The 26,851-nt window shown below is 42.6% G+C and carries 28 protein-coding genes; 21 read left to right on the forward strand and 7 right to left on the reverse strand.

Going from position 1 to position 26,851, the window contains the following annotated elements:
* Nucleotides 1–2: 2 nt before the first annotated feature.
* On the forward strand, nucleotides 3–3,323 hold the full coding sequence (locus tag AC3KVK_RS01130; protein ID WP_490312468.1) for an efflux RND transporter permease subunit: 3,321 nt from the start codon (nucleotides 3–5) through the stop codon (nucleotides 3,321–3,323).
* Between the two features lie 4 nt (nucleotides 3,324–3,327).
* Nucleotides 3,328–4,383 (forward strand): efflux RND transporter periplasmic adaptor subunit, encoded by a 1,056-nt coding sequence (locus tag AC3KVK_RS01135; RefSeq protein ID WP_490312467.1) that lies wholly within the window; start codon nucleotides 3,328–3,330, stop codon nucleotides 4,381–4,383.
* A gap of 64 nt (nucleotides 4,384–4,447) precedes the next feature.
* Here the strand turns inward: AC3KVK_RS01135 and AC3KVK_RS01140 are convergent, their stop codons facing one another.
* Nucleotides 4,448–5,125, reverse strand: a complete 678-nt coding sequence (locus tag AC3KVK_RS01140) for a nitroreductase family protein (protein WP_490312466.1) — start codon at nucleotides 5,123–5,125, stop codon at nucleotides 4,448–4,450.
* A 179-nt stretch (nucleotides 5,126–5,304) separates the two neighbouring features.
* Here AC3KVK_RS01140 and AC3KVK_RS01145 point away from each other — a divergent pair, with 179 nt between their 5' ends.
* From AC3KVK_RS01145 to AC3KVK_RS01170, 6 genes are all read left to right on the forward strand, one after another.
* The gene (locus AC3KVK_RS01145) at nucleotides 5,305–5,727 is read left to right on the forward strand and encodes a hypothetical protein (protein ID WP_490312465.1); all 423 of its coding nucleotides are present in this window, start codon (nucleotides 5,305–5,307) and stop codon (nucleotides 5,725–5,727) included.
* A gap of 172 nt (nucleotides 5,728–5,899) precedes the next feature.
* Nucleotides 5,900–6,775 carry an ABC transporter ATP-binding protein gene (locus AC3KVK_RS01150; RefSeq protein ID WP_490312464.1) on the forward strand — a complete coding sequence of 292 codons (876 nt, stop codon included), beginning with the start codon at nucleotides 5,900–5,902 and terminating at the stop codon, nucleotides 6,773–6,775.
* A gap of 11 nt (nucleotides 6,776–6,786) precedes the next feature.
* On the forward strand, nucleotides 6,787–10,368 hold the full coding sequence (locus AC3KVK_RS01155) for an ABC transporter permease/M1 family aminopeptidase (RefSeq protein ID WP_490312463.1): 3,582 nt from the start codon (nucleotides 6,787–6,789) through the stop codon (nucleotides 10,366–10,368).
* A gap of 148 nt (nucleotides 10,369–10,516) precedes the next feature.
* Entirely contained in the window at nucleotides 10,517–11,179 is a 663-nt protein-coding gene (locus AC3KVK_RS01160; protein ID WP_490312462.1) for a fumarylacetoacetate hydrolase family protein, read from the forward strand.
* A gap of 152 nt (nucleotides 11,180–11,331) precedes the next feature.
* Nucleotides 11,332–11,658, forward strand: a complete 327-nt coding sequence (locus AC3KVK_RS01165) for a Bor family protein (RefSeq protein ID WP_490312461.1) — start codon at nucleotides 11,332–11,334, stop codon at nucleotides 11,656–11,658.
* Nucleotides 11,648–11,977: a Bor/Iss family lipoprotein gene (locus tag AC3KVK_RS01170; protein WP_490312460.1), complete on the forward strand. Its 330-nt coding sequence runs from the start codon at nucleotides 11,648–11,650 to the stop codon at nucleotides 11,975–11,977. Before AC3KVK_RS01165 ends, AC3KVK_RS01170 begins: the two co-directional genes overlap by 11 nt.
* Before the next feature lie 86 nt (nucleotides 11,978–12,063).
* Here the strand turns inward: AC3KVK_RS01170 and AC3KVK_RS01175 are convergent, their stop codons facing one another.
* From AC3KVK_RS01175 to AC3KVK_RS01190, 4 genes are read right to left on the reverse strand one after another with little or no spacing between them, the layout of a single operon-like run.
* The gene (locus AC3KVK_RS01175; RefSeq protein ID WP_490312459.1) at nucleotides 12,064–13,302 is read right to left on the reverse strand and encodes an ABC transporter permease; all 1,239 of its coding nucleotides are present in this window, start codon (nucleotides 13,300–13,302) and stop codon (nucleotides 12,064–12,066) included.
* Nucleotides 13,295–14,002, reverse strand: a complete 708-nt coding sequence (locus AC3KVK_RS01180; protein ID WP_490312458.1) for an ABC transporter ATP-binding protein — start codon at nucleotides 14,000–14,002, stop codon at nucleotides 13,295–13,297. The genes AC3KVK_RS01175 and AC3KVK_RS01180 overlap by 8 nt, the downstream gene beginning before the upstream one ends.
* Nucleotides 14,002–15,183: an efflux RND transporter periplasmic adaptor subunit gene (locus AC3KVK_RS01185; RefSeq protein ID WP_490312457.1), complete on the reverse strand. Its 1,182-nt coding sequence runs from the start codon at nucleotides 15,181–15,183 to the stop codon at nucleotides 14,002–14,004. The genes AC3KVK_RS01180 and AC3KVK_RS01185 overlap by 1 nt, the downstream gene beginning before the upstream one ends.
* Before the next feature lie 24 nt (nucleotides 15,184–15,207).
* Nucleotides 15,208–15,918 (reverse strand): YIP1 family protein, encoded by a 711-nt coding sequence (locus AC3KVK_RS01190; protein WP_490312456.1) that lies wholly within the window; start codon nucleotides 15,916–15,918, stop codon nucleotides 15,208–15,210.
* A 132-nt stretch (nucleotides 15,919–16,050) separates the two neighbouring features.
* On the opposite strand from AC3KVK_RS01190, the gene purT reads away from it, so the two are divergent.
* Both purT and AC3KVK_RS01200 read left to right on the forward strand, forming a co-directional pair.
* Nucleotides 16,051–17,232 carry a formate-dependent phosphoribosylglycinamide formyltransferase gene (gene purT / locus AC3KVK_RS01195; protein WP_490312455.1) on the forward strand — a complete coding sequence of 394 codons (1,182 nt, stop codon included), beginning with the start codon at nucleotides 16,051–16,053 and terminating at the stop codon, nucleotides 17,230–17,232.
* Nucleotides 17,229–18,128 (forward strand): aldo/keto reductase, encoded by a 900-nt coding sequence (locus AC3KVK_RS01200; RefSeq protein WP_490312454.1) that lies wholly within the window; start codon nucleotides 17,229–17,231, stop codon nucleotides 18,126–18,128. Before purT ends, AC3KVK_RS01200 begins: the two co-directional genes overlap by 4 nt.
* 94 nt (nucleotides 18,129–18,222) lie before the next feature.
* On the opposite strand, the gene AC3KVK_RS01205 is transcribed toward AC3KVK_RS01200, so the two are convergent.
* Complete coding sequence (locus tag AC3KVK_RS01205) at nucleotides 18,223–18,897, reverse strand: TorF family putative porin (protein WP_490312453.1); 675 nt, start codon at nucleotides 18,895–18,897, stop codon at nucleotides 18,223–18,225.
* A gap of 218 nt (nucleotides 18,898–19,115) precedes the next feature.
* On the reverse strand, nucleotides 19,116–20,288 hold the full coding sequence (locus AC3KVK_RS01210) for a hypothetical protein (RefSeq protein ID WP_490312452.1): 1,173 nt from the start codon (nucleotides 20,286–20,288) through the stop codon (nucleotides 19,116–19,118).
* Nucleotides 20,289–20,543: 255 nt separating this feature from the next.
* On the opposite strand from AC3KVK_RS01210, the gene AC3KVK_RS01215 reads away from it, so the two are divergent.
* From AC3KVK_RS01215 to rplO, 11 genes are all read left to right on the forward strand, one after another.
* Complete coding sequence (locus AC3KVK_RS01215) at nucleotides 20,544–22,481, forward strand: AsmA family protein (RefSeq protein ID WP_490312451.1); 1,938 nt, start codon at nucleotides 20,544–20,546, stop codon at nucleotides 22,479–22,481.
* Between the two features lie 333 nt (nucleotides 22,482–22,814).
* A complete protein-coding gene (gene rplN / locus AC3KVK_RS01220) occupies nucleotides 22,815–23,183 on the forward strand; it encodes a 50S ribosomal protein L14 (RefSeq protein WP_086745962.1) in 369 nt (122 codons plus the stop codon).
* Nucleotides 23,184–23,193: 10 nt separating this feature from the next.
* Nucleotides 23,194–23,508, forward strand: coding sequence for a 50S ribosomal protein L24 (gene rplX / locus AC3KVK_RS01225; protein ID WP_086745963.1), 315 nt, complete (start codon nucleotides 23,194–23,196; stop codon nucleotides 23,506–23,508).
* Nucleotides 23,509–23,526: 18 nt separating this feature from the next.
* Complete coding sequence (rplE, locus tag AC3KVK_RS01230; RefSeq protein ID WP_086745964.1) at nucleotides 23,527–24,066, forward strand: 50S ribosomal protein L5; 540 nt, start codon at nucleotides 23,527–23,529, stop codon at nucleotides 24,064–24,066.
* A 10-nt stretch (nucleotides 24,067–24,076) separates the two neighbouring features.
* Entirely contained in the window at nucleotides 24,077–24,382 is a 306-nt protein-coding gene (gene rpsN / locus AC3KVK_RS01235) for a 30S ribosomal protein S14 (RefSeq protein WP_086745965.1), read from the forward strand.
* Between the two features lie 21 nt (nucleotides 24,383–24,403).
* Nucleotides 24,404–24,796 (forward strand): 30S ribosomal protein S8, encoded by a 393-nt coding sequence (rpsH, locus tag AC3KVK_RS01240; protein ID WP_490312450.1) that lies wholly within the window; start codon nucleotides 24,404–24,406, stop codon nucleotides 24,794–24,796.
* Nucleotides 24,797–24,808: 12 nt separating this feature from the next.
* Nucleotides 24,809–25,342, forward strand: a complete 534-nt coding sequence (gene rplF / locus AC3KVK_RS01245; RefSeq protein ID WP_086745967.1) for a 50S ribosomal protein L6 — start codon at nucleotides 24,809–24,811, stop codon at nucleotides 25,340–25,342.
* A 9-nt stretch (nucleotides 25,343–25,351) separates the two neighbouring features.
* Complete coding sequence (gene rplR / locus AC3KVK_RS01250) at nucleotides 25,352–25,702, forward strand: 50S ribosomal protein L18 (protein WP_086745968.1); 351 nt, start codon at nucleotides 25,352–25,354, stop codon at nucleotides 25,700–25,702.
* Between the two features lie 9 nt (nucleotides 25,703–25,711).
* Nucleotides 25,712–26,218 (forward strand): 30S ribosomal protein S5, encoded by a 507-nt coding sequence (gene rpsE / locus AC3KVK_RS01255; protein WP_086745969.1) that lies wholly within the window; start codon nucleotides 25,712–25,714, stop codon nucleotides 26,216–26,218.
* Nucleotides 26,219–26,221: 3 nt separating this feature from the next.
* A complete protein-coding gene (gene rpmD, locus AC3KVK_RS01260) occupies nucleotides 26,222–26,404 on the forward strand; it encodes a 50S ribosomal protein L30 (protein ID WP_086745970.1) in 183 nt (60 codons plus the stop codon).
* A gap of 3 nt (nucleotides 26,405–26,407) precedes the next feature.
* Nucleotides 26,408–26,842: a 50S ribosomal protein L15 gene (gene rplO, locus AC3KVK_RS01265; RefSeq protein WP_086745971.1), complete on the forward strand. Its 435-nt coding sequence runs from the start codon at nucleotides 26,408–26,410 to the stop codon at nucleotides 26,840–26,842.
* The last annotated feature ends 9 nt before the right edge of the window (nucleotides 26,843–26,851 follow it).

The following is a 26,851-nucleotide window of genomic DNA, read 5'->3' on the forward strand; positions in this document are numbered from 1 at the left end:
CCATGGCACAATTAAAACACCCGATAGATAGCGCTATTGCCCACTCATTACAAGGCGGGTTACCGCTGGCTATTTTTATTGTGGCAATGATTTTGGGGGCGTTAGCACTCAATTTCACCGCACGCGAAGAAGAACCACAAATAGTTGTCCCGATGCTTGATATTTTGGTTGAAGTCCCGCATGTCAGCGCCAACCAAGTAGAAAAACAAGTTACGATCCCGCTTGAAAAATTACTCGCGCAAATTCCTGGTGTTGAGCATGTGTATTCCAGCTCATCTCATGGCCAAACGGCCGTAACTCTCCGATTTAATGTTGGCGAAAATCGAGAAAATGCCATTTTAAACACTTATAACAAACTCAATGCAAATCAGGATGCGATGCCAAGTATCGTCCGCAATTGGCAAATTAAGCCCGTAGAGGTCGATGATGTGCCTGTTATGATGCTCGGTCTATGGAGTGATGCGCCACAGCTATACAGTGATTTTGAGCTTCGCCGCTTTGCTGATGAGATTGCGATCGACTTGCAAACCATTGCGGATAGCAATGAGGTCAACGTTGTGGGAGGCCGAAAGCGTCTGATGCAAGTGCAAATTGATGCCACTGCGCTGGCCGCTCGTAATACAACAATGAGTGATATTCTACATGCGCTGAATGTTTCAAATCAGTTAGCGCAAGTGGGTCAGCAAATTAGCGGTGAACGCACTATCGTCATTGAAGCGGGTGATGTATTACGAACAAAAGAGCAGCTCAGTGCATTAGTTGTAAATGTGATTAATGGCAAAGCGGTTTATCTTCACGAATTAGCTACGATCATCGATGGCCCAGCCGAGCCTGCTCAGTATCAGTGGTTGAGTTTTAATATTCATCATCAACCATTAGCTCAGTTAGATCAACAATACCCGATGGTGACAATCAGTGTGGCAAAACAAGCTGGCAGCAACGCAGTTGCATTGACACAGTCGATTGTTAAGAAAATGGATGAGTTAAAGCACACATTTTTACCTCACGAAGTGAAGTATCAGATCTTGAGAGATTACGGCCAAACCGCTGACGAAAAAGTGAATAATTTAGCTTCAAGTCTTGTGTTTGCTGTGTTTACCGTAGTGGTTTTTGTCGGTGTCTTTTTAGGTTGGCGTCCAGCAATTGTGGTTGGCTTAGCTGTGCCGATTTGCTACGGCATTACATTATTTTTGGATATGGCACTGGGCTACACCATCAATCGAGTCACTCTATTCGCTTTGATTTTATCGTTAGGTCTATTGGTGGATGACCCAATCACTGGGATTGATAATATCTCCCGTTTTATAACGAAAAAAGGCAACAAAGCCCCCAACATTGTCGCAGCGATGTCTGAAATTAGAGGGGCGCTGGTAATGTCGACACTTACCATCATGTTGGCATTTATCCCGTTGGCATATATTACGGGCATGATGGGGCCTTATATGGCACCTATGGCATTTAATGTGCCAGTGAGCGTGTTTGTTTCAACCTTAGTGGCTTTTTTAGTGACGCCATGGTTAGCGGCCAAATTACTCAAGCCCGGTGATGTGCTAAGCAGTGATGAGCAAGTTTCAGGAGGGGGGACTTATGGTCGAATGCTGGCACCCTTACTTGAAAATAAGCGACGTGCAAAACTTGCGCTTTGGTTGGTGTTGTTATTGTTTATAGTGAGTGCAGCGTTACCGATTTTTAGAGCTGTGCCATTAAAATTACTGCCTTATGACAATAAAAATGAGGTGCAAGTACTGATTGATTTGCCCGAATCTGCCACGCTCGAGCAAAGTTCAGCCATGACACAAACGGTGATAAAGCGATTGCAAACATTCCCAGAGGTTACGACACTCGCCGCTTATGTGGGTGAGCCTTCACCGATTGATTTTAATGGGATGGTTAGGGGGTACTATCAACGCCGAGCGGCTCATTTATCCGAAGTACGTGTGTTATTGGTGGATAAAACGCAACGTGAGCACCAATCTCATGCGGTGGTACTAAGAATGCGTGCTGAGTTAGCGGATTTAAGTCAGCAAGGTGTGGTGATTAAGGTGGTGGAAGTGCCGCCAGGTCCGCCTGTGCTCAGTACGTTAGTGGCCGAAGTGTATGCCGATCTGTTTATTGAAGATGAGATACATCGTCAAGCTGCTGAACGAGTGATGGCCAGACTAAAACGCGAACCACACGTTGTCGAAGTCGACTCAACATTAACAGCAAATCAACCGACTTTACGCTTTGTGACGGATCAAGAAAAAGCGGCGTTATCGGGGGTGTCAAAGCAAGATATCAAAGACACTTTGCAATTAGCTAGTGGCGGGATGACGGGGGGGATTGTTCATGTTCCTACAGAAAGCGAGCCGTTAGTTATCAACCTACAATTGCCTTATAGCGAACGCAATCAATTGGCTACTTTATTGAGTTTACAAGTAAAGGGGCGAGCGGGCATGAGTTATACCCAACAAGAACTCGGTTTGGAAACCGCCCCTCAACCGCTTGTTGCGTTATCAGAACTTGGGCAGTTCGAAGCGCGGGACAGTGAGCAAGTGATTATGCGCAAAGATCTCAAAAAAGTGATTTATGTGATGGCAGAACTCAATGGCCGTACCCCTGCAGAGGTGATTAGCGACCTCAGTCATGATTTAGTCACTGCAGCGCCATTAGAGTCAGATCTGGTTAATCTTGACTGGCAACAGCGCAGCTATCTTGATCCAGGGGCGAATGATTGGTGGCAACTGCCAGCAGGTACGCATTTAAGTTTCAGTGGAGAAGGTGAGTGGCGGATCACTATTCGTGTCTTTCGTGACATGGGAATTGCCTTTGCCTTTGCGTTGACAGCTATTTTTGTATTGCTCCGGCTACAGACTCAGTCGGTGGCTTTATCGCTGATTATTATGTCGGCTATTCCGTTGACGGTTATTGGCATCATGCCCGGTTTTTGGTTAATGAATCAATTTGGCGAGCGTATTGTAGCGGGAGCGCCTGAACCGGTGTTATTTACCGCAACGGCGATGATTGGCATGATTGCCTTAGCAGGAATTGTGGTTCGTAATTCATTAATTTTAGTTGAATTTATTTCTTTAGCTCGTAGTCAAGGTATGGCCATTAAAGAAGCTCTTGTACAAGCCGGGGCTGTCAGAATGCGCCCTGTCTTACTTACCGCAGGAACCACATTGTTGGGGAACTTAGTGATCACGTTGGACCCTGTATTTAGTGGACTCGCTTTGGCGATCATATTTGGCATTATTGCCTCTACGTTATTTTCATTATTTGTTGTGCCCTTAGTATACTTTTTAGTATTTGATTCATCGCTCAGCCACGTCGAAAAGGAGTAAGAGCATGACTGTTTTAGTAAACAAAAAGTGGTTGATACCATTAATCGCAATCAGTGGTTTATTAGTGCTGATTGCAGTAATGGTTGGGTTGTTTAATGATAAAATAGCCCCTGGAGAGCTATCTTCTCCAGAGTTATTTACAGGTAACACTTTCCCTGTTGCCTATCAAACAGTGGCAGATCAAGAAAGTGTGCCAGCGACCATTATTGCACAGCAAAATACGTTGATATCTAGTCGCATTTTAGCGCCAATCAGCGCTTTAAAAGTGCGGGCAGGGCAGATGGTTCGCCAAGGTGATGTTCTAATAGCGCTTGATGACAGTGAATTACAAACGCAAGTAGCGCAAGCTCAAGCCCAACTGGCAGCTGAGAATACACAGCTTATTCATGCTCAGTTGCAATTGGAACGAGCGATAAAGTTACAAGAGCAAGGGCTAATAGCCGTGAACGATTTAGATGAAGCGCGCGCTAATTTTGATGAACTCAGCGCGAGTTCAGTCCGTGCAAAACAGGGGGTCGCACAAGCTAAAGTGATGCTGTCTTATAGTCAAATAGTGTCCCCAATTGACGGTAAAGTGGTTGATAGAATGGCTGAGCCGGGAGATGTTGTCAGTCCTGGGCAGGTTTTATTATCTATTTATAATCCGACTTCGATGCAAGTCGAAGCCTCTGTCAGAGAGCATAAAGCGGTACAGTTGACTATTGGCCAAACTTTAGAGATTGAAGTGGCCTCAATAGAGTTGGAGACGACAGCGACGATTGCTGAAATTGTACCGGTTGCTGATAGTAATGCGCGGAGCTTTTTCGTCAAATTAGATATTAAGCAAGATAATCGACTAATGCCGGGTATGTTTACCAAGGTAAAGTTACCAGCACAGAGTTCGCAACAAATAGTGATCCCTTCGTCATTGGTAATCCCATATGGCCAGTTAGAGATGGTTCAGGTGGTTAATAATGGTGTGTTGGAACGTCGCTATATTCGCACTGGAAAACGGTTAGATAATCAAAATGTTGTAGTTGTTTCTGGCTTAGTAGTCGGGGATTTAATTGCACAGAAATAAAAAATGACAAGCAACCAATCACGAAGAGCTGGTTGCTTGTATATACCATTGATTGCTTTAATCTTTATATAAATGTAGCGATTTCTTCGAGGTCTTTTTTAACTAATGCATGTTCAGGCACTGTTGCATCGGCTGCAGGATAGCCTGCAATTAGCAGCATATATGGGCGTTCATTGTCTCGATCGCGTCCACAAATATCACTTAAAAAGCTCATAGGCTTAGGTGTGTGCGTTAAGGTTACTAGGCCTGCATGATGCAGAGCTTGAATTAAAAACCCTGTCGCAATCCCCACGCTCTCATGGACATAATAATTGGTGTTCTTATCCTCAGCATGAATGCCTCCTTTCTTTTGACTGAAAATGGCAATCAGCCACGGTGCATGCTCTAAGTAAGGTTTATTGGCATCGGTGCCTAAAGGTTTTAGCGCATCAAGCCATTCTTCACCTGCGCGGCCTTCGTAAAATGAACGCTCTAAATCTTCGGCCGCTTGGCGGATTTTCTGTTTAACATCTTGGCTATGAATGGCAACAAAATGCCATGGCTGATGATTGGCGCCACTGGGTGCAGTACCCGCAGCTTTTATACAGGCCTCGATTACTTCTTTTGGTACGGGCCGATCTGAGAATGAACGAATGGAATGACGGCGCTGGCTGTTTGCAAGGAAGTCATTTGCACGAGTTTGCATTTCGTTTACTGGGTATTCTATATAATCGTTTAGCGGCACATTTTGATGATCTTTCATTGGCTTTTCGCTTCTAATTTATGTTGTGTTTAGCTGTTTTATACCGAGCTTAATCAGGACGTGCAAGCGCAAAGTATAGGTTAAATGCTCTAAAATAAGCAGATTACAGAATGAGTGTTCACTTTCTATTCAGATGATTTACAGCAAAGTAAGACACCAACGAAATAGGAGTGGTGCTCATGATACCTGTAAATACAATTGCAGTTTACCCACAGAAAATGGAACCCATAAATGCCGCAGGCAAACCTACAGAGGTGGCATCGGCAAAGGGTTTACCTCAAGACCTTGTCAGCATTTCAACAGATGCACGAATGAAAGTGCATGCTGAAGCGGTCATGCCGCCATTTGAGCTAAAGCAGGCTACTTTTCCCAGTCAAGAAGAGAAACTGGAGCAAATTGATGCAGTTAAAAAGTCGATTGCGATGTATCAAGCTGTGAGTCAGATCCATGATGGAAAGTTGTCTTTAACAGAAGCTTATATCGTGAAAAACAATGAGAATGTACGCCAAGCCTATGTTGCGAAAGAGCAAAAGGCGCATAATCAAAGTTTGATCGCAGCGTACCAAAGTGGACAAGACATGGCGCTAAATTATTATGCGTAAGCAAAAACGACGCAATATATCCCAAGGATGGGGTGCGATTTTTGTGTGTGCCACTCATCATTTTATTTTACCGTTAATCACCTTCTTTTAGTGTTTGGCATCAGTCCGTTTTAACCTCTAGAGTGAAAGACACTCAATCAATCCAATTATAATAAGATGAAGAGGCTAAACCATGTTGAAAATAGAAGGGTTATCTAAAACATACGATAACGGTGTAAAAGCATTAAGTAATGTTAATTTAAATATTCCGAAAGGGATGTTTGGGCTGTTAGGTCCAAATGGTGCGGGAAAATCATCTTTGATGCGTACTATTTCGACGTTGCAGCAAGCGGATGAAGGAAAAATTGATTTTGCTGGGATTGATGTACTCAATGATCCGCAAGCATTACGTCAAAGACTTGGGTATTTGCCACAAGACTTTGGGGTGTATCCGCGAATTAGCGCGTATGAACTTTTAGATCACATGGCTATTCTCAAAGGTCTCAACAATGCGGCACAAAGAAAAGAAGCCGTAGAAGGGCTGTTAGCACATACCAATTTATACCAGCATCGTAAAAATGCAGTGAGTGGTTTTTCTGGCGGGATGCGCCAGCGCTTTGGGATAGCGCAAGCATTGTTAGGTAACCCAGATTTGTTAATTGTTGATGAGCCAACTGCCGGCCTTGATCCGGAAGAGCGTAATCGTTTTCATAACTTGCTTGTTAGCCTGGGTGAAGAAAAAGTCATTATTTTATCAACCCATATTGTCGAAGATGTCTCTGAACTTTGCCCGAATATGGCCGTGTTAGCGTCAGGACAAATCATTCTCGAAGGAAATCCGATTGGTCTGACTGATAAATTACAAGGTCAAATCTGGCGCAAAACGGTTTCCCAGCAAGAAGTACAAGAAATTGAAGCCGCCATGCCTGTAATTTCTAAACGCTTGTTTGCAGGTAAAACGATTGTGCATGTAATGGCTGATGATGCACCATCGGGGTTTGAAAAAGCGCCTGCGAATTTAGAAGATGTGTATTTCTCAACACTGCATAAACACCGCAGTGCTGCATAAGGGGGAATGACATGTTAGCTAAAATGTTTATGTTTGAATGGCGGTATTTTGTCCGTCAGCCCTCTTTTTATGTCACAAGTCTGATTTTTTTCTTTTTGACTTTTTTTGCTACGGTCAGTGAAAATGTTCAAATTGGTGGCGGTGGGAATGTGTTGTATAACGGGCCGTTTTCGATTGCGCAAACCTTAGTCATCATGGGGCTATTTGCGATGTTTTTGGTGGTTAATTTTGTGGCCAGTACAGCGACCCGCAATGATACCTCTAAAATGTCAGAGTTGCTTTATAGCAAGCCAATTAATCCAACAACGTATCAGCTTGGCCGCTTTTTAGGCTCTTTTGCGGTGGTGCTGACAGTCTTTAGTTTTGTACCACTGGGAATTTTATTAGGCACGTTAATTGGCGGGTTAACTGGGTGGGTTGATGTGGAGCGCTTAGGCGAAACTCACTTAAGTTACTATTTAACCGCGTTCTTTTATTTATCTGTGCCCACTTTATTTGTTTTATCGTGCTTCTTTTATGCGGTGGCGATTCGTTTTCGTTCGATGATGGCGGTATATTTATCGGCTGTTGGTTTATTTATTTTATATACCATATCGGGGCAATTCCTGTCAGAGCCTGAGTACCGAGCGATTGCCGCGCTTTCAGACCCTTTTGCTTTTAATACCTTAGGAGAAGTGACACGCTATTGGACTATGTTCGATAAGAATAATACTGTGATTGAGATGTCCGGTGTTTTACTCGAAAACCGCATTCTCTGGGTGGTTATTGGTGTGATTATTATGGTGTTATTTGGCGGTTTTAGAAATTTAGAGCGCTTGCCAAAAACTAAAAAAGCTAAGACTTCTAAAACAGTGCAGACTGATTTTACCCATTTACTCGGTAATAACCTTTCACATCGCAGTGAAGGGGAAAGTACCTTCGCTCAGCTATTGCATCGCACTCGTTTTGAGGTCAAACAAGTTGTGTTTAGTGCGCCATTCTTGATTCTCGGGGCGCTGACCATCTTTTTATTGGTTGCACCATTAGTTGATCCTACGGGGATGTTTGGTACGCCGGATTGGCCATTGACCCAAATGATGGTTGAACATATCGCAGGCTCTACGGGCATGTTGATGATGATTGTACTGGCTTATTACAGTGCAGAAATCGTGTGGCGAGAGCGCAGCTCTGGCATGGGCGATATTATTGATTCTATGCCGGTAAAAAATATCACATTTTGGTTATCTAAGCTGGTCGCCATTTGTTTGGTAATGGTATTGCTGTACGTGTTTGGCATGCTGGTGACGGTAAGTAATCAGTTTATCCAAGGTTATAGCAACTTAGAGTTAAGCCAATATGTGACTCGCTTAGGTTATGTGTATTTAATTCCTTTGTTTATGACTGCGGTTTTGGCATTTTTCTTACAAATTATCAGCCCAAATAAATATGTGGGCATGATGTTATTTGTTTTATACATCATTAGTACCATAGTGCTCAGTAACTTTGGTTTTAGTCATAATATGTTCCACTTTGGTCAAGCGCCCGCTGTTTTATACTCAGATATCAATGGCTTTGGTACTTATTTAACAGCGCATTCTTGGTATTTAGTGTATTGGGCGGCATTCACGGTGATTTTAGGTGTGCTTGGTTATGCTTTATGGCACCGAGGTCCATCACAGCCATTAAAAGTTCGTATCAGCCAGTTAGGGTATCAGTTAGCCCTGCCAGGTAAATTAGCTGTAGCTGCTAGCTTGGTGGTATTTATTGCATCTGGCAGTTACATTCATTACAACACTCGGATATTGAATGAATTTATGGTGCAAGATGATCGTGAACAGTTACAAGCTGATTACGAAAAGAAATATGTCCAATATAAAGATGCTCAGATCCCGACTGTGATCTCAACCAAAGTGAACGTGGATATCTATCCATATCAACGTAAGTTAACAGCTCAAGCCGATATCGTAGTAAAAAATACTTCGAATCAAGCCATTGAACGCTTTTTAGTGTCGCGACCTAGTAGTAATACACACCAATGGGACGTTGAAATTGAAGGGGGCAAAATCACCGAGATTGATGAGCAATATAGTAGCGCTTGGTTTGTGTTTGAACAGCCGTTATTGCCTGGTGAAGAACGCAGTGGTTTGTTAACGTCAGTGCGTGAAAATCAGGGCTTTGCAGATTCAGGTGAAGATGTGAAGTTAGTCGAAAATGGCACTTTCCTGAATAATTATGAGATTTTTGCTAATTTTGGTTACAACTCGAGTTATCAATTAACAGATCGCCATAAGCGCCGTCAACATGACTTAGAACCCTTACAACGTGCCAATAAACTCGAAGATACCGAATATTATAATGAAAGCTTTTTTGGGAAAGGTGTGGGGTTTATTGAGTTTGAAGCAACGATTACGACTGCAGATGACCAGTTTGCTATTGCTCCGGGTTATTTACAGTCAGAGAGTGTCGCTAACGGCCGTCGGACCTTCCATTATAAAATGGACGCCCCGATGGTGAACTTTTACTCTGTAATGTCGGCTAAATTAGAGCGTAAACACGAGCAATATAAAGGCATTGATATTGAGGTGTATTATCACCAAGATCACTCGATGAATATTGACCGTATGATTGAGTCAGTGCGTGATTCAATCGATTACTTTACGGCGAGCTTTGGTCCTTATCAGCACAAACAAATGCGTATCATTGAGTTTCCAGGTTATCAAACGTTTGCGCAAAGTTTTGCTAATACGGTGCCTTACTCTGAGAAAATAGGGTTTATCACCGACTTACGTGACCCAGAAAACATCGACCCAGTCTACTATGTCACAGCCCATGAAGTTGCACATCAATGGTGGGGACACCAAGTGGGAGCGGCCAATGTACAAGGTAGTGCGATTATTTCAGAAAGTTTATCGCAGTACAGTGCGTTGATGGTCATGGAAAAGAAATACGGTGAAGATAAAATTCGTAAATTTTTAAAATACGAACTTGATCGTTACTTACGTGGCCGCACGGTGGAATTTTTAGAAGAAATGCCCTTGATGCGCAGTGAAAACCAGCAGTATATTCACTATCGTAAAGGTTCTGTGGTGATGATGTCACTCAAAGACCGCTTAGGCGAAACACGCTTAAATGAGGCGCTTAAAGGCTTCTTACAGCAATACAAATATCAAAGTGCGCCTTATCCAACAACGGTTGACTTGGTTCGCTATATTAATCAAGACACCAATGAGCAAGAGCAGCAGTTTGTCAGTAATCTGTTTGAGCACATCACATTATATGATTTAAAAACCACAGAAGTCGCGATAGCCGAACAAGTGGATGAAAATGGATATTATGATGTCACTTTGACGATTGAAGCCAAGCTACAGCGTGCGGATGGTCAAGGACAAGAGACAGAAGTCACCTTTAACGATACGGTTGATATTGGTTTGTTTAGTGCCGATCCAGATGACTTAACCACAGATAACAACGTACTTTATTTACAAAAACACTTAATTAAAACAGGTACAAACGTGATTGAGCTGAAAGTAAAAGAAAAACCGTTGTATGCAGGGGTTGATCCTTTCATTAAATTAGTCGACCGCGACAGTGGCGATAATATTAAGAAATTATAACCAAGCTGCAAAGTGAAAAAAGCCGCTGAGTTAATATTACTCAGCGGCTTTTTTATGGACTAAATAGTGATTATCACTGAATAAAATTAAGATTGATTAAGCGAATACTATAGACTGACGTTGTACATTTGAAATGGAAATTAATCTGATGAATTTACACTGGAAGAATGGTCAAAAAATAGATCTGGCGGTTGGCAAAGTGGTGTGTGTGGGCCGCAATTATGTCGAGCATGCACAAGAGCTTAATAATGAAGTCCCTACAGAACCATTATTGTTTATTAAGCCAAGCAGTAGTTTAGTGTCGATGAAAAATGATATTAAACTGCCAAGCCGTTTAGGTGAGCATCATTATGAAGCAGAATTGGTGCTTTTAATCGGTGATACTATCAGTGCAAGTACTGAGATTAACTTACACAAACACATTGTTGGGATAGGTGTGGGGCTGGATTTAACCCTTCGGGAGCTTCAATCGCGTTTAAAGGCAGATGGGCACCCGTGGGAAAAAGCGAAAGCGTACGATAATAGCTGTGTAGTGAGCCCGTTTGTGCCCATTAATCAGAGCGTTGATTTTAAGGCCCTGCAATTTACACTTAGTATTAATAATGAGTTGAGGCAGCATGGTGATACGTCTTTAATGGTGTTTCCTATTGCTGATCTTTTAAAGGAAATAAGCCTATTTTTTACCTTGCATCCTGGCGATATTGTTTTAACGGGTACCCCAAAAGGGGTGGGGTTGTTAGAGACTGATGATCAGCTCAGTGTAACACTACAAAGTGAAATGCTTGCAAGCTGCAATATTAAATTGAGCTAGACTTTTCTATCAGTAAGCTTGTATATACATGCTGGTAAATATTGCTTAAGCGTTACTCTTGTAAGGATTCTACAATTCACTAACATTTTTTTACTATCTGATATTTTAGATTCTATTACACTTGCCGCATCAACATTTGTGGAATAAGTAGTATGAATAAGCTGGTGGCAGCAAGTTTAGTTTTGGTATTAGCGGGTTGTTCGTCAGTGACGATCCAGCCTGAGCGAATTACTAAATTAACAGAGAAACCAACCTACCAAGATAGTCGCCCTTTTTTCTTGTGGGGCTTAGTCGGTGAGCAACGGGTCGATGTCAAAGCGGTATGTGGCGATAAAAAAGTACTGCAAATGCAGTCTCAAGCAACGTTTGGCGATGGTGCTCTTGGATTAATCACCTTAGGTATTTACGCGCCACACACGATAAAGGTCTGGTGTGAAACCCAAGGTGTCAGTCATGTGGAGGTAAGTAATGCAAACTAAAACAGTCTTATTAGCCGCCGTTTTGGGGATAACCATGGGTTGTACCAGTATTCACTTTGATAATGGTACAGCGCATAGTAATCAAGCTGCTAAAGAGCAATGGCATCATAATTTTGCACTTGCATTGTATGAAGGATCAGAGCCAGTTGATTTAAAAGGTAACTGCGAAGGTGGACAATGGCAAAGTGTGGAAACACAGCTTTCATTCATTAATGGGTTAGCTGGCAGTGCAGCCAATGTGATTGCACCGATTTGGTATCCAAAGACGGTGAAAACAAAGTGTGCCGATACGCTGATCCCATTTGCGGTGAAAGAATAATGTGTATCGTTTAATCTCGCTCCGTAGAGGATATGTAAAAAAGGCAGCGCGTAAATAGGCTGCCTTTTTAGTCTTAGTGTTGTTGCTTATTCATACCTTAGTGCATCAATGGGGTTTAAGCGTGCAGCTTTAATCGCCGGCGCAAGGCCAAACACAATCCCAATCATTGAAGTAAAACCAAATGACAACATGATGGCCCACCCTGGGATATACGCTTCAGGCATACCGGGTAAGATTGCAGCGATGGTTGCGGCCATCCCATACCCCAATGCTAAGCCTATTAAACCGCCAAATAATGATAGCACCACAGCTTCCACTAAAAATTGCAGCATAATAAAGCCAGGCGTTGCCCCTAGTGCTTTAAGTGTTCCAATAACACGAGTACGCTCGGTTACAGATACCAGCATAATATTCATTACACCGATACCTCCAACAATTAGGCTTATCCCAACAATACCTGCGGTGATGGCTGTTGCGCTCCCAGTAAATTTATCGACATTGGCGCGAGCTTTTTCTGCGGTTTCAAATTCAAAATCGTTTTCTTGGCCATCTTTAATTTTATGGCGTTGACGCAATATTCGGGTAATTTGAGCTAAGACCTGTTCTTCATTGGCATCAGGCTTTAGGCGAAACATAATTTGTACATTACTGGCACTATTGGCGCCTTCTAATGCACTCATGGTGCTAATGGGAATGTTAATATAGTCGTCTTGATCGAAGCCTAAAAAGCTACCTTGCGTTTCGGAGACACCGATAATTCGAAACCATTCGCCGCCTAACTTAATGTATTCACCTACAGGGTTTTTAGGTAGGTTCAGCTTATCAATTACAGATGCGCCAATAAAAGCGACACGGCGACGCTTCTCATCGTCTTCTGCACGGATAAATCGGCCTTTATCAGGGTAGGTACGGTAAGCTTTTTGATAATCTTGCTCTGTGCCCATGACGCGGGTGTTATGGGTTTTGTTACCATATTGTGCTCCACCAGAGAAGCGCCATGTAAACATCAATGCGGTCATGGTTTCGGCTTCTTTTATTTTGCTTTTTAGCACTAAAAAGTCGTCATAGGTGAGTTTACTTTTCACACCAACCATTTCTTGCTCAACACTGGTATATGGTTTGATAGAGGTGACATCAGGCGCCATATCGGCAAGTTGGTCGTTGATTTGTTTAGTAAAGCCTTGCATTACGGCGACCACAGTAATGACCGCGGCTACTCCGATGATAATACCTAAACACGTAAGTGCGCTGCGCATGGCATTGGCCTTGATAGCCATCAGTGCCGCTTTTGTGCCCTCCATAATCGCAATCAGAGATTTAAACATTGAGCTTCTCCTCATGGTTATTGCGCGTATCGGCGACAACTTGGCCATCGACTAGGCGAATCACTCGCTGACAATGATCGGCAATTTCTTGCTCATGGGTAACTAAAATAATGGTGTGCCCTTCTTGGTGTAGCTCATCAAATAGCGCCATAATTTCTTTGGTGGTTTTGCTGTCTAAATTTCCCGTGGGCTCATCGCCAAGTAAAATGTGGGGCTTAGTCACCAATGCGCGAGCAATCGCTACTCGTTGGCGTTGACCACCCGAAAGCTGGCTAGATAAATGATTGACTTTATCGGCCAGACCCACTCGTTTGAGTGCTTCAAGCGCTTTTTCTTTGCGTTCTTTAGCAGGAATAAAGCGATAGACCAAAGGTTGCATCACATTTTCGAGTGCTGAAGCCCGAGGTAGCAAATTAAAGCTTTGAAAGATAAAACCGACACTTTCATTGCGTTGATGGGCCAGCTCTGTTTCGGTCATACTTTTAACGAGCTTATCTTTTAAAAAGTACTCGCCATTGGTTGGAATGTCTAAGCAGCCAATCAGGTTCATTAACGTTGACTTACCAGAACCTGACGGGCCGATGATCGCGACATAGTCATTTTCAGCAATTTCAATATTAATGCCATCAAGGGCTTTAAACACTTGCTCACCCATAGTGTAGTGCTTTTCGATATTATGAAGTTTGATTACCGCAGTCATTATGCGGCATCCTTATTTTCATCTTTGTCATCATTAGCGGTTTTGCGTGTAATTACATCACCTTCTTTAAGTTTACTAACAGGGCGAGCAGGGCCTAACACGACGTGATCGTTTTCTGTCAGCCCGTTACTAATCGCTTGCTCAATATCAGATGAAATACCTAACTCGACTACTTTTTTACTCACCGTGTTGTCATTGTTAACCACCCAAACAAACTTCTCATCATCGTTAGATTGAATTGCCTCAATCGGTAACTTTAAGATGTTTTCACCTATGCTTGATGCGATTTCAGCTCGACAGCTCATACCTGCATAAAGTTGGCGGTCGGTTGGGTCGAGTAAGACTTTAACTCGAAATGAGAGTCCTTGTGAGCCCGCTTGATTTTTTGCCGAGGTGCCTATGTTGATGACTTTGCCTTTAAATGGCTTATTGGGGTAAGCCGCAGCGTAGATATCTGCAACTTGGCCTATTTTAATGCTGGCAATGTCGGTTTCATCAACACGTAGCTCAGCCAAAATAGCACTGGGATCAGCGACGAGCATTAAGTCTGAGCCAATAATGTTAGTAGTACCCGCAATTACAGTTTCACCTTCTTTGATGTTGACTGAGGCAAGGAGACCGCTCATTGGCGCTCTAAATACACTTTTGCTTAAGCGATCTTCAGCAATAGACAGTGATGCTTTTGCTTGATTGAGTGATTCGTAACGCGCCTCGATATCAATTTTGGCTAAATCTCGAGCACTTTGGATGTTTTCGAACGTTTCTTGTTGCGCTAAGCCAACATCGTAGAGCTCTTTTTGGCGTTTTAACTGACGTTCGAAATTAATTAAGCGTGTTTTGGCATGTTTAATTTCAATTTCACTAGCACGAACAATGGCTTGAATACGTTCGACTTCTGATTCAAATGCTTGGGTATCGAGTTGCATTAAAATGTCGTCTTCTTGCACGCTTTGCCCTTCTTCCACAAAGACTTTGGCAACGCGGCCCGTGACTTCTGACCGTAATTGTACTTGGGTGTTAAAGACTAAGTTACCAGAAGCTAAGATTGAATCTGCAATTTGCCCCACTTTGGGTGATTGAACTTCAACTTTGACCGCTTCTTTATTGCCGGTTATTTGTTTTGATACAATTAGGGCAACAAAGCCTGCAATAGCAAGTGTAATAATAATGGCTTTTTTCATAAGGTACTCTTTAAAAAGCTGCACTTAAAGTGCAGCGATGATGGCCCAAATAACATAAATTACAACGGTTGGAAGCGCAGCAAAAACGATGGCTTTATTCATGCTGAAGTTGGTCCATGCTTTTAAACCAATAGCAGCGAGGGCGATGCTCCAAAAAGAGAAGATATTTAAGCTTTCTAGTAATGTCGTAAACGGTTGTCCTGCTTCTAAACCAAACACCAGTTGGTTAAGTGAGGCGTAGCTCATCATCGTCAGTGGCAGTTGATCGGTTTGCGCTGTTGCAACCAGAGCAATTAAACCGATAGCAGAAATACCAGCAGGCATTAATGTCCAAAGGCTAAAGCTATACCAATCGCCATATTTGTAATCAGTGGTCATATCTTGTTTGGCTACAAAGGTGTAATAACCGGCAATAATAGCGTTCATTATGAGTAAACCAATAACACCACCTATCATGGCAAATAAATATTGGCTGTCCACAGTGCTGGCCATTTGGTTACGCATCATTTTTTGCTCACCCGTTGTTAAGTCAGCGCCAGCTTGAGCAACTTGTTGTTCGATTAGAAAATTGGTGTCTACATTGCTGTAATAAGCGTACATAGATGCAGCAATTAAACTGCAGACAAAGACCAATGGTAATAAGAACCAGCCTTTGCCTTCTTTTAAGCCCGCAAAGGCTTTACTTGGGGCGATAAAGATATCGAGTCCTGCGGCAAATTGATTTGAAGATTGCATAATGTTTCCCTTGTTTTTTTTTGTAGCGCTAAATTAACATCTGATTACATTTACTGTAAAAAAAAATGATAAACGGTAAAATACAGGTGTGGACGGTTACACCAATTAAATTTGCTAACAATAGGAAACAACATGACATTTCTAGGCACTCCTTTTTCAGAAACAGCGAAACGAGTTTTATTATGTGGAGGGGGGGAGCTAGGCAAAGAAGTTGTCATTGAGCTCAAACGCTTGGGGTGTGAAGTGACTGTGCTCGATCGTTATGCAAATGCACCAGCCATGCAGGTTGCTGACCGAAGTCATGTTTTATCGATGCTTGATGGCGAGGCACTGCGTGCGATTATTGAGCGTGAAAAACCTGATCTCATTGTTCCTGAGATTGAAGCCATCGCCACAGATACCCTTGTTGCGCTTGAAGCTGAGGGGTTTACAGTCGTACCGAGTGCTAAAGCGACGCAATTGACCATGAACCGTGAAGGGATCCGCCGTTTAGCTGCTGAAACCTTATCGATTCCTACTTCTGCTTATCAGTTTGTTGATAATGAAGAGGATTTTTCTTCAGCTATCACTCGTATTGGTTTCCCTTGTGTAGTTAAACCAATCATGAGCTCTTCTGGGAAAGGGCAAAGTGTTGTCAAAAGCCTTAACGATGTCAGCCCTGCTTGGCATTACGCTCAAGAAGGGGGGCGGGCAGGTAAGGGGCGCGTGATTGTCGAAGGGTTTGTTGATTTTGATTATGAAATTACTTTATTAACCGTTCGTCACCGTGATGGCACTAGCTTTTGTCAGCCCATTGGTCATGTCCAAGTGAATGGCGATTACCAACAAAGCTGGCAACCACAAACGATGAGTGATGTTGCTCTGCAAAAATCTCAAGCGATAGCTACTAAAGTCACGCAAGCATTGGGAGGCTTTGGTTTGTTTGGTGTGGAGTTGTTTATTAAAGGTGACGAAGTCTATTTTAGTGAAGTATCACCGCGTCCTCACGATACTGGAATGGTGACCTTGATTTCACAAGACTTCAGTGAATTTGCCTTGCATGCGCGTGCCATTTTGGGGCTCCCTATCCCTAACATTCATTTTCATGGGCCTTCGGCTTCCAGTGTGATTTTAGTCAGTGGTGAGTCTTCGGCCGTTCGTTTTGGTAATTTAAATAAAGCACTGAGTTTACCCAATACCGATTTACGTTTATTTGCTAAACCAGAGGTTAAGGGCACGCGCAGAATGGGAGTTGGCTTAGCGCGAGCGCAGACTGTTGAAGCCGCGATAGAAGCTGCTAAATTTGTTTCTAGTTGCGTTGAGGTGACATTATGAGCGAATTAAAGTCAGTGAAGACAGTCGATGATTTAGTCTTGGGTTTCTGGCGTTTATTAGCATGGCAATTTACCCCAGAGCAGTGTTTATCGTTTTTACAACAAAGTATTGAACAAGGAGTTACCTGGACAGATCATGCTGATATCTATGGTGGCCATCAGTGTGAGGCGTTGTTCGGAGAGGCATTGAAACTTGCACCGAGCGTGCGTGAACAGATTAAAATTATCACTAAATGCGGTATTCGACCAGCTTCAGCCGAGCAAGCAAGGCAAGGATTTGTAAACCATTATGATTCTTCAGCTGCGCATATTATCCAATCAGCACAGCGGTCATTGCGTCATTTTAATACTGACCGTTTAGATGTGCTATTGATTCATCGCCCTGATTATTTGATGCAGGCAGATGAAGTAGCCGAAGCCTTCTATCAATTGAAAAAAAGTGGTGCTGTGCTGCAATTCGGCGTTTCAAACTTCACCTCTTCACAGGTCGAATTACTGCAATCGCGGTTGGACTTTACGCTATTTGCTAATCAAGTTGAATTTTCACCCTACCAGATGAGTGCTTTGGATGATGGCACGCTCGATCAGTGTCAACGTATAGGTATAAAGCCTATGTGTTGGTCTCCTTTAGCGGGTGGGCGTTTGTTCTCTGAACAATCAGAAAAAGCAATTCGCTTGCGGGCAACGTTAACACAAGTGGCCACTGAAATTGGCGCCACGGGGCTCGATCAGGTTGTATATACATGGTTGTTAACTCATCCAAGTCGACCATCAGTGGTGCTTGGCACCGGAAATATAGACCGAGTTTCATCTGCAATTACAGGGTTGAGGTTGAAATTGTCACGCGAGCAATGGTATCGAATTTGGCAGGCTTCTACCGGGCACAGTGTGCCTTAGACGCTTTACTTTTTCTTAGCATAAAGTGTGTTTGGCTGTTCACTAGCTGTTTTTAGTGAGGAAGCGCGCTAACAGAGTGAGCGCGCATTATAGCCTAAAGGGTGAAATCGATGCTGTAGCCGACAAAAACTTTGGTATCGTCGTCGACTAAGTCTGTTTGCAAGATGCCTAAACTAAAACCGTCTTTTGAAATACTGACACCATAATCCATATAACTGTCTTCTCCATACCATTCTTCGACAGTATCACCACTTGATTGACCTAGATGAAAAGCGAGCTCTGTGCCATTGAGTATTTCAAACGTGGCATTGAGTTCGAGGTAGAGCATGTCCTCTTCTGAGCTCGCATCATTTTGTGCGTGAGTCAGGTAACTCACTTTGCCTTCTAGCCATTGCCAACCGATCGCGCCGTAAAGTTCGCCAAAATCAATCGAGCCTGCTGCATCGGGGTAAGCGTAGTAAACATAGCCGACGTCGTAACTTAACTCCCCGATAGATTGACTAAAGCCAGCATAAAAATCCATTTCATAGCTTGCACTAGCATCTGGGCCAAAATCGATATTTGAAACCCAGCTACCGGCATAAAAACCGCTTTCATTACTGTAATCTATCCCTCCAGATACAGCGGCTTGATCCGCTGTTTGGGTGATACCACGCCAAAAGTAGTTTGATTGAGCTGAAAGGTTAGCTGTGACTTCAGCGTAGCTAGCTGTAGAAGTAAGAGAGAGGCAAGATAATGCAATGGCTGTTGTGAGATGTTTAATTTGCATAGTTTTTCCTTTAATTATTAAGTAGCGCAAAATTTATTTATCTTTGGGGTAGCAAAAGGTGAGCCAACGGTTTTTTTGTTTTCCTGATACTATTTAATATATATAAATCAAATGATTATGTTTGTTTGTAAAGTTATTAGTAATAAAAAACGCACCATCAAGGTGCGTTTTTTAAATTGCTTGCACATTTATTATGCAATTTGCTGTCATTTATTTAGTTAGCCGAAGATCGTACGCATCAAAGCGATAGTTTCGTTAACACTTCGGCCTTTGACGACTTCCGAGACAATGGAGTCGCGCATGTTTTTGATGTGTTCAGGAATGTCATCTGGACTTAAGGCGCGGTCAACTAATACTTCAGCAGAGTCTTTACCGCGCTTTTGTCCTTTATTTAAATTCCCTGCTGATGAAACTCTCTTTGGTTTATTAAGTAACTTTAAATAATTTGAGCTTTCAGCCTGCTGTTGGTCGCTGTAGAAAAATAAGCTTGGTAGTAAGGCTCGAATGTGCCACAACGTCTGTTCTTGTTCGTCATCAGGTAAACTGCTTTGGAACCAAGGCATAGTGTGTATGCTCATTAACACGTCATCCCAATAGCGTTGAAAATCGCGATTATTGAGTTTAACCACACCGACTGCTTGGCTTAATAATTCAAGTTTCGCCTGGCTGAGTGTAATGAAAAAATCCGGGCGACGCATCGCGAGTAAGCGTGTTGCTGGTGCAAGCGTTGCTTTATCATCATCTAACCCAACAAACGCAGCTAAATATTCACTGATAAATGCTGCGTATTGCTCATAACTGATATCCCCCTCGAGCGGAATGTGACTAAGCGCGCTATCAAGTTTATGAGGGCATTCAGTTAGAGCTAAATGAAAAGCTTTGGCAGCTTTGGTTGAGCAGAACCATTCGACATCAAATTGATATACAGATGGATCGTGATTGGCGGTGTGCTTACCTGCGTAAGCGAGCTTATCTTCTTCAATCATTTTTTCGAGTGGTTGCTCTTTGATTGAGCTAAGGTAGCTTATTAATGCAAGCTGCTCGTTTAATCCTAATTGCTCCGCTTTGTTGTTAATGAACGTAGCTAGCACTGGCCAAGGGGCAATGCGTAGCATTTTTAGTTGCTGTAAAGTCAGCGTTTGTTGTAATTGCTGCGCCATTTTTTTAACGATAGGGAGTTGCTTATCTTCTAAGAGGGCAAAATTAATTCTGTTTTGACACACATCGAGTAACTCTTCACACCAACCTGCAAAATCCTTAGGGTGATTCTCTACTTTGACTGCCATCAAATTTAAGCTGATCTCTGGTACGAGTTTTAGGATGTTTTGGTACAAAAGGTTATCAGCGTCAGATAGATTCATTTGTGATGGGGAGATAAGCAGTTTTTTCATTAAGTAAATTCAACTCGACTAAGATTAATAGGAAGCCCACAGAAAGCGGGTCGTGCATAATACCTAGTTCTATTTTTGATTCAATCTTGACACATAAAATAGTCAAATTTATTTCAAATTTGAATCCTGAATATTTGTTACACTATTGGATGGTTATTTATATAAATAATCAATAAAATTAATAGGCTAATGCGCAGCTTTTATTGAGAAACAAATATTGGTACGCTGTGTGTTAAATCGTAAAAAGGGAATGAAATGAAAACGTTATTAAAAATTTTTGCGGGAGTCGTGGTTGCGCTAGTGATATTAATTGCCGCGATCCCTTTTTTACTTCCTGTTGATTATATTTTCGAAAAAGTATCAACGTCAGTGGAGCAAACAACAGGTCGAACACTTGTGATTAAAGGTGATAAGTCCTTGTCTGTTTTTCCTTCCTTAAAATTAGAACTCAATGATGTTCGCCTAGCCAATCTAAAATCAAGTAGTAAACCAGATATGGTAACGATGAAGCAGTTGGCAATCCACATTCCTTACTTATCAGTGTTGTCTGGTGAGGTTGAGTTAGAAAAGTTTGTCATTCAACAACCGCGGATATTGTTAGAAAAAATGGCAGATGGGCAGGTCAATTGGCAACTTGTTCAACCCACTTCAAGCCCTACTCCAAGTGAAACCAAGGCTGGACAATCAGCATCTGCTTTACCTGAGGGGTTTGATATTATGCTCGGTGAAGTAGCGATATATGAAGGTGAAGTCAGTTATGTTGATCATCAAGCCGGCACACAAACTCAATTAACAGCTGTCAATATCAGTATCGTATTACCTTCTCTGTTTGAAGATCTTAAAATTAAAGGTCAAGTCACTTACATGAATGAAGCTTTCGAGCTTGATACTCAATTGAGTACACCAGCGAAAGTCATTAAAGGAGCTGATTTTTCGATAAAAAGTGAAATGGATTCATCTTTATTAAGTGCTAATTTTGATGGTGATATCTCAAAAGCGGGCAAAGAGTTTAAAGGCAGTATGTATGTCAAAGGCAGTTCGGTTAAAAGTATTTTAAATTGGCAAAATATCGCACTTGAAGCAAAAGAGAATGCCTTCAATCAATTTGAGTTAGATGCTCAAATTCATGCTCACACAGATACGCTGACTTTATCGAGTTTCAAAATGGCGCTTGATGAATTAGTAATGAAGGGGAGCGCATCGGTAGTTACCGCAGCTGTACCATCAATTAGTGCCAATATTGACTTGGGGATGCTTGATTTAAATCCCTACCTACCAGTAGAACAGGCTCAGAAAGACGCTAATGAAAAACAATCAGGGGCTGCTCAACCGATCGTCTGGGATGACACTGCACTCGACCTGTCAGGGCTAAAAGCAATTAATGCCGACATTAAGGTCAAATCGACAGGTTTGATTTTTAGAAAGATCACGCTTGGTACAAGTGCGTTCGCAGTGAAAATGAATAAAGGGATCGCGAAGTTAGCTATGACTGAGTTTAATGCATACTCAGGTAAAGGAGCTGGTAATGTAACAGTTGATGCAAACCAAACCCCATACAAGATTAATACAGATTTCCAACTTTCAGACATAGATGCCGAGCCTTTATTAAGCGATGCGGCAGGCTTTGATAAATTGATGGGTAAAGGTGAGCTAAGTTGGCAGCTCACAACGCAAGGACAAAGCCAAAAAGCCTTCGTGAGTCAATTAGCGGGGGATGCATCGTTTAGTTTTAATGACGGAGCTGTCAAAGGGGCAAATGTTGCAGCCCTAGTACGTAAAGCCAAAGAAATGCTAAAAGGTGATTTAAGTGCAGTTAAAGATGGCTTAAATACTGGATATGATAAGTCACAACAAACGGATTTTACCGCCCTCACAGGGAGTATGAAGTTTAACAATGGCGTTGGGGGAAATACCGATCTTTATTTGGCCAGCCCATTGATACGGGTTACAGGTTCAGGAACGGTCGATTTACCTAACACCCAGTTAGATTATCGTTTAGTGACAGGAATTGTTGATTCTATCGAAGGTCAAGGAACTAAAGACACCAGTACGGGGTTTAAAATTCCGGTAAAAATTAAAGGGCCATTTCATGATGTGTCAATTAATCTTGATTTAAGCAAGGCCGCAGAAGATGAAGTGAAAAATAAAGCGAAAGATAAAATTAAAGATAAACTGAAAGGGTTCTTTGGTTAATCAAATTTAATCAATAAAGTTGGCGCTTTCTATAGGCGCCTTTTTTGTACTTGAAAAGAAAATAACTATCCCAATATCGTTCAGAACGTAAAAAGATTTACGTCTGGCTATTAAATAAACAGCTGACCTGTAAAGAGAAGATCTTTGTAGCTGAAATTTTGATTCATAAATACACCATTTAATTAAAATTTAACCTACCACTGTCCAATGTTTGCTGGTACAATTGCCCGCCCTTGAGATGTCTCAGTGACAAAATTGAGGGGAAAATGAACAATATGTCTTGATTTCTTAGTAAGTTAAGGCGTTTCCTAAACTACACAGGAGCACATTTAGATGATCCAAATGCAAACTCAGCTGGACGTTGCTTGTAACAGCGGCGCTCGCAAAGTGCAGTGTATTAAAGTCTTAGGTGGTTCGCACCGTCGTTATGCTGCAATTGGCGACATCATTAAAGTTTCTGTTAAAGAAGCAATTCCTCGCGCTAAAGTGAAGAAAGGTGATGTACTAAATGCAGTGGTTGTGCGTACACGTAAAGGCGTTCGTCGTCCTGACGGTTCTTTGATCCGTTTCGATGGTAATGCAGCTGTAATGTTAAACGCAAATCTACAGCCTATAGGTACTCGTATCTTCGGTCCTGTGACTCGCGAACTTCGTACAGAGAAGTTCATGAAAATCGTTTCACTAGCCCCAGAAGTACTATAAGGAGTCTATCATGGCAGCAAAAATCCGTCGTGGTGACGAAGTAGTCATACTTGCAGGTAAAGACAAAGGAAAGCAAGGTAAAGTGCTTTCAGTTGTAACTGAATCTAGCAGAGTATTTGTCGAAGGCATCAATCTTATCAAAAAGCATCAGCGTCCGGTTCCACAATTGAACCAAGCTGGCGGCATTGTTGAGAAAGAAGCGTCTATCGACGTATCAAACGTTGCGATCTTCAACCAGGAAACTGGTAAAGCGGATCGTGTTGGTTTCAAGATTGAAGACGGTAAGAAATTACGTATCTTCAAATCTACCGGTAAAACTATCTAATAGTTATTGGAGTAGACGATGGCGAAACTGCATGAAGTATATAACGACAAAGTAGTAGCTGAACTTCAAAAAGAGTTCGGTTTCAGCTCTGTCATGCAAGTCCCTCGAATAGAGAAAATCACCCTGAATATGGGTGTGGGCGAAGCCCTTGCAGATAAAAAGATTCTAGAAAATGCTGTTGCAGATCTAGAAGCAATCTCTGGTCAGAAAGCATTAATCACTAAAGCTCGTAAATCAGTTGCTGGTTTTAAAGTTCGTGAAGGCTATCCGATCGGTTGTAAAGTAACCCTACGTGGCGAGCGTATGTGGGAATTCCTTGAGCGTTTGGTAACAATCGCCATGCCTCGTATTCGCGATTTCCGTGGTGTAAGTGCTAAGTCTTTTGACGGACGTGGTAACTACAGCATGGGCGTACGTGAGCAAATTATCTTCCCAGAAATCGATTATGATAAAATTGACCGTGTACGCGGCATGGATATCACAATCACTACTTCTGCTAAGAATGATGAGGAAGGCCGCGCGTTGCTAACTGCGTTTAACTTCCCATTTAAGAAATAAGGGTAGGGTTATGGCAAAGAATTCAATGAAAGCGCGCGAAGAAAAACGCGCTAAATTAGTTGTAAAGTTCGCTGAAAAGCGCGCAGCTCTTAAAGCTATCATCAGCGGTGTTGAAACTTCTGATGAAGAGCGTTGGGACGCGGTATTAAAGCTACAAAGCCTTCCGCGTGATTCTAGCCCTGCACGTCAACGTAATCGTTGTAACATTACGGGCCGCCCACACGGTTACCTTCGTAAGTTCGGCTTAAGCCGTATCAAAACTCGCGAAGCAGCCATGCGCGGTGAAATTCCTGGCCTTAAAAAGGCTAGCTGGTAATAGAATCTCGGGAGTAAGACAATGAGCTTGCAAGATCCAATCGCGGATATGTTTACACGTGTTCGTAACGGCCAAACAGCGAAAAAGGTTTCAGTATCTATGCCTTCTTCAAAGTTAAAAGTTGCTGTTGCAAAAGTGCTTAAAGACGAAGGTTACATCGCTGATTATTCAGTGAGTGGCGACGCTAAACCTGAACTAGCTGTTGAATTAAAATATTTCGAAGGCAAAGCTGTTATCGAAACAATTCAACGCGTTAGCCGTCCAGGTCTACGTATTTATAAGAAACGTGGTGATTTACCAACAGTAATGGGCGGTTTAGGCATTGCTATCGTTTCAACTTCTAAAGGCTTGATGACTGACCGTGCTGCACGTGGTGCTGGCGTTGGTGGTGAAATCATCGGCTTTGTAGCTTAATCGGAGGGAACTATGTCTCGTGTTGCTAAGGCACCAATCAATGTTCCTGCCGGTGTAGAAGTTACACTAAACGGCCAGGACATCAAAGTTAAAGGCAAAAACGGTGAGTTAAGCCGTACAATCAATGCTGCAGTTGAAGTTGTAGTAAACGAAAACGTAATCACTACTCTTCCTCGTGAAGGTGTAGTAAATGCATGGGCTCAAGCAGGTACTGCTCGCGCTCTAATCAACAACATGTTAGTGGGTGTTGATGCAGGTTACGAACGTAAACTTCAGTTAGTTGGTGTTGGTTATCGTGCTGCAGCCAAAGGTAAAGTATTAGACTTAACTCTTGGTTTCTCACACCCAGTGAATTTCGAAGTTCCTGAAGGAATTACAATCGAAACTCCAAGCCAAACTGAAGTTCTTGTTAAAGGCGCAGATAAGCAGCTTGTAGGTCAAGTAGCTGCTAACATTCGCGCATACCGTAAACCTGAGCCTTATAAAGGTAAAGGTGTTCGTTATGCTGATGAAAATGTGCGTCGTAAAGAAGCCAAGAAGAAGTAAGGTAAGACGATGGATAAAAGAACTGCTCGTCTACGTCGTGCTAAACGTACGCGTAGAAATTATATTGAACAAGGCGTAACGCGTCTTGTTATCCACCGCACGCCACGTCACATTTACGCTCAAGTAGTTACTGCTGAGGGTACTGTACTGGCTGCTGCTTCTACAGTTGAAAAAGCTATTAGCGAAACAGTTAAAGGCACAGGTAACATCGAAGCAGCGCAAGCTGTGGGTAAGACTGTTGCTCAACGTGCAGCTGACAAAGGTATCGAAAAGATTTCTTTTGATCGTAGTGGCTTTAAATATCACGGCCGTGTGAAGGCGCTTGCAGATGCAGCGCGTGAAGCCGGTTTGCAATTCTAGGAGTAGACGATGGCTAACGTAGAAGCAAAGCAACAACAGCCTGATTTAGCTGAGAAGCTAGTTGCTGTAAACCGTGTGTCTAAAGTTGTTAAAGGTGGTCGTATCTTTAGCTTCACAGCACTAACGGTTGTTGGCGATGGCGCAGGTAAAGTAGGTTTTGGTTACGGTAAAGCACGCGAAGTACCAGCTGCAATTCAAAAAGCAATGGAAAAAGCACGCCGTAACATGATTAATGTAGACCTTAATGGTAATACTCTGCAGCACCCAGTTAAGGGTCGCCATGCAGGTTCATTAGTATTCATGAAACCAGCCTCTGAAGGTACTGGTATCATCGCTGGTGGTGCAATGCGCGCAGTGTTAGAAGTTACTGGTGTACATAACGTATTATCAAAGTGCTACGGTTCAACTAACCCGATCAACGTTGTACGCGCAACTATCTCTGCGCTTGAGAACATGAGTTCTCCAGCACGCGTTGCAGCTAAGCGTGGTCTTAGCGTAGAACAGATCAAGGGGTAAACCATGGCTAAGCAAACTGTTAAAGTAACACAAGTAAAGAGCTCTATCGGTCGTTTACCGAAGCATAAAGCTACATTACGTGGTCTTGGTTTACGTCGTATCAATCACACTGTTGAGTTAGAAGATACTCCATGTGTGCGTGGTATGATCAACCAGGTTTATTACATGGTTAAGGTTGAGGGGTAATTCATGCGTCTGAATACACTTTCACCTGCTGCTGGTGCAAAAACAGAGAAAAAACGCCTAGGTCGTGGTATCGGTTCTGGTCTTGGTAAGACTGGTGGCCGTGGTCACAAAGGTCAAAAATCTCGTTCTGGCGGTACTGTACGCGTTGGTTTTGAAGGCGGTCAAATGCCAATCCAACGTCGTCTACCAAAATTCGGTTTCACTTCACGCAAATCATTAGTATCTGCTGAAGTTAACCTTTATGAAATCGCTAAAGTTGAAGGCGATGTGGTAGAGCTTAGTACACTACAAGCAGCTGGTCTGGTTAAGAAGAACGTTCTGTTCGTTAAAGTAGTTAAATCTGGCGAAGTTTCACGCGCTGTGACTGTCAAGGGTCTTAAAGTGACCAAGGGCGCTCGCGAAGCAATTGAAGCTGCCGGAGGCAAGGTAGAAGAATAATAAGGAAAG

It is taken from the genome of Pseudoalteromonas sp. J2K-J979 (genome assembly GCF_058169715.2).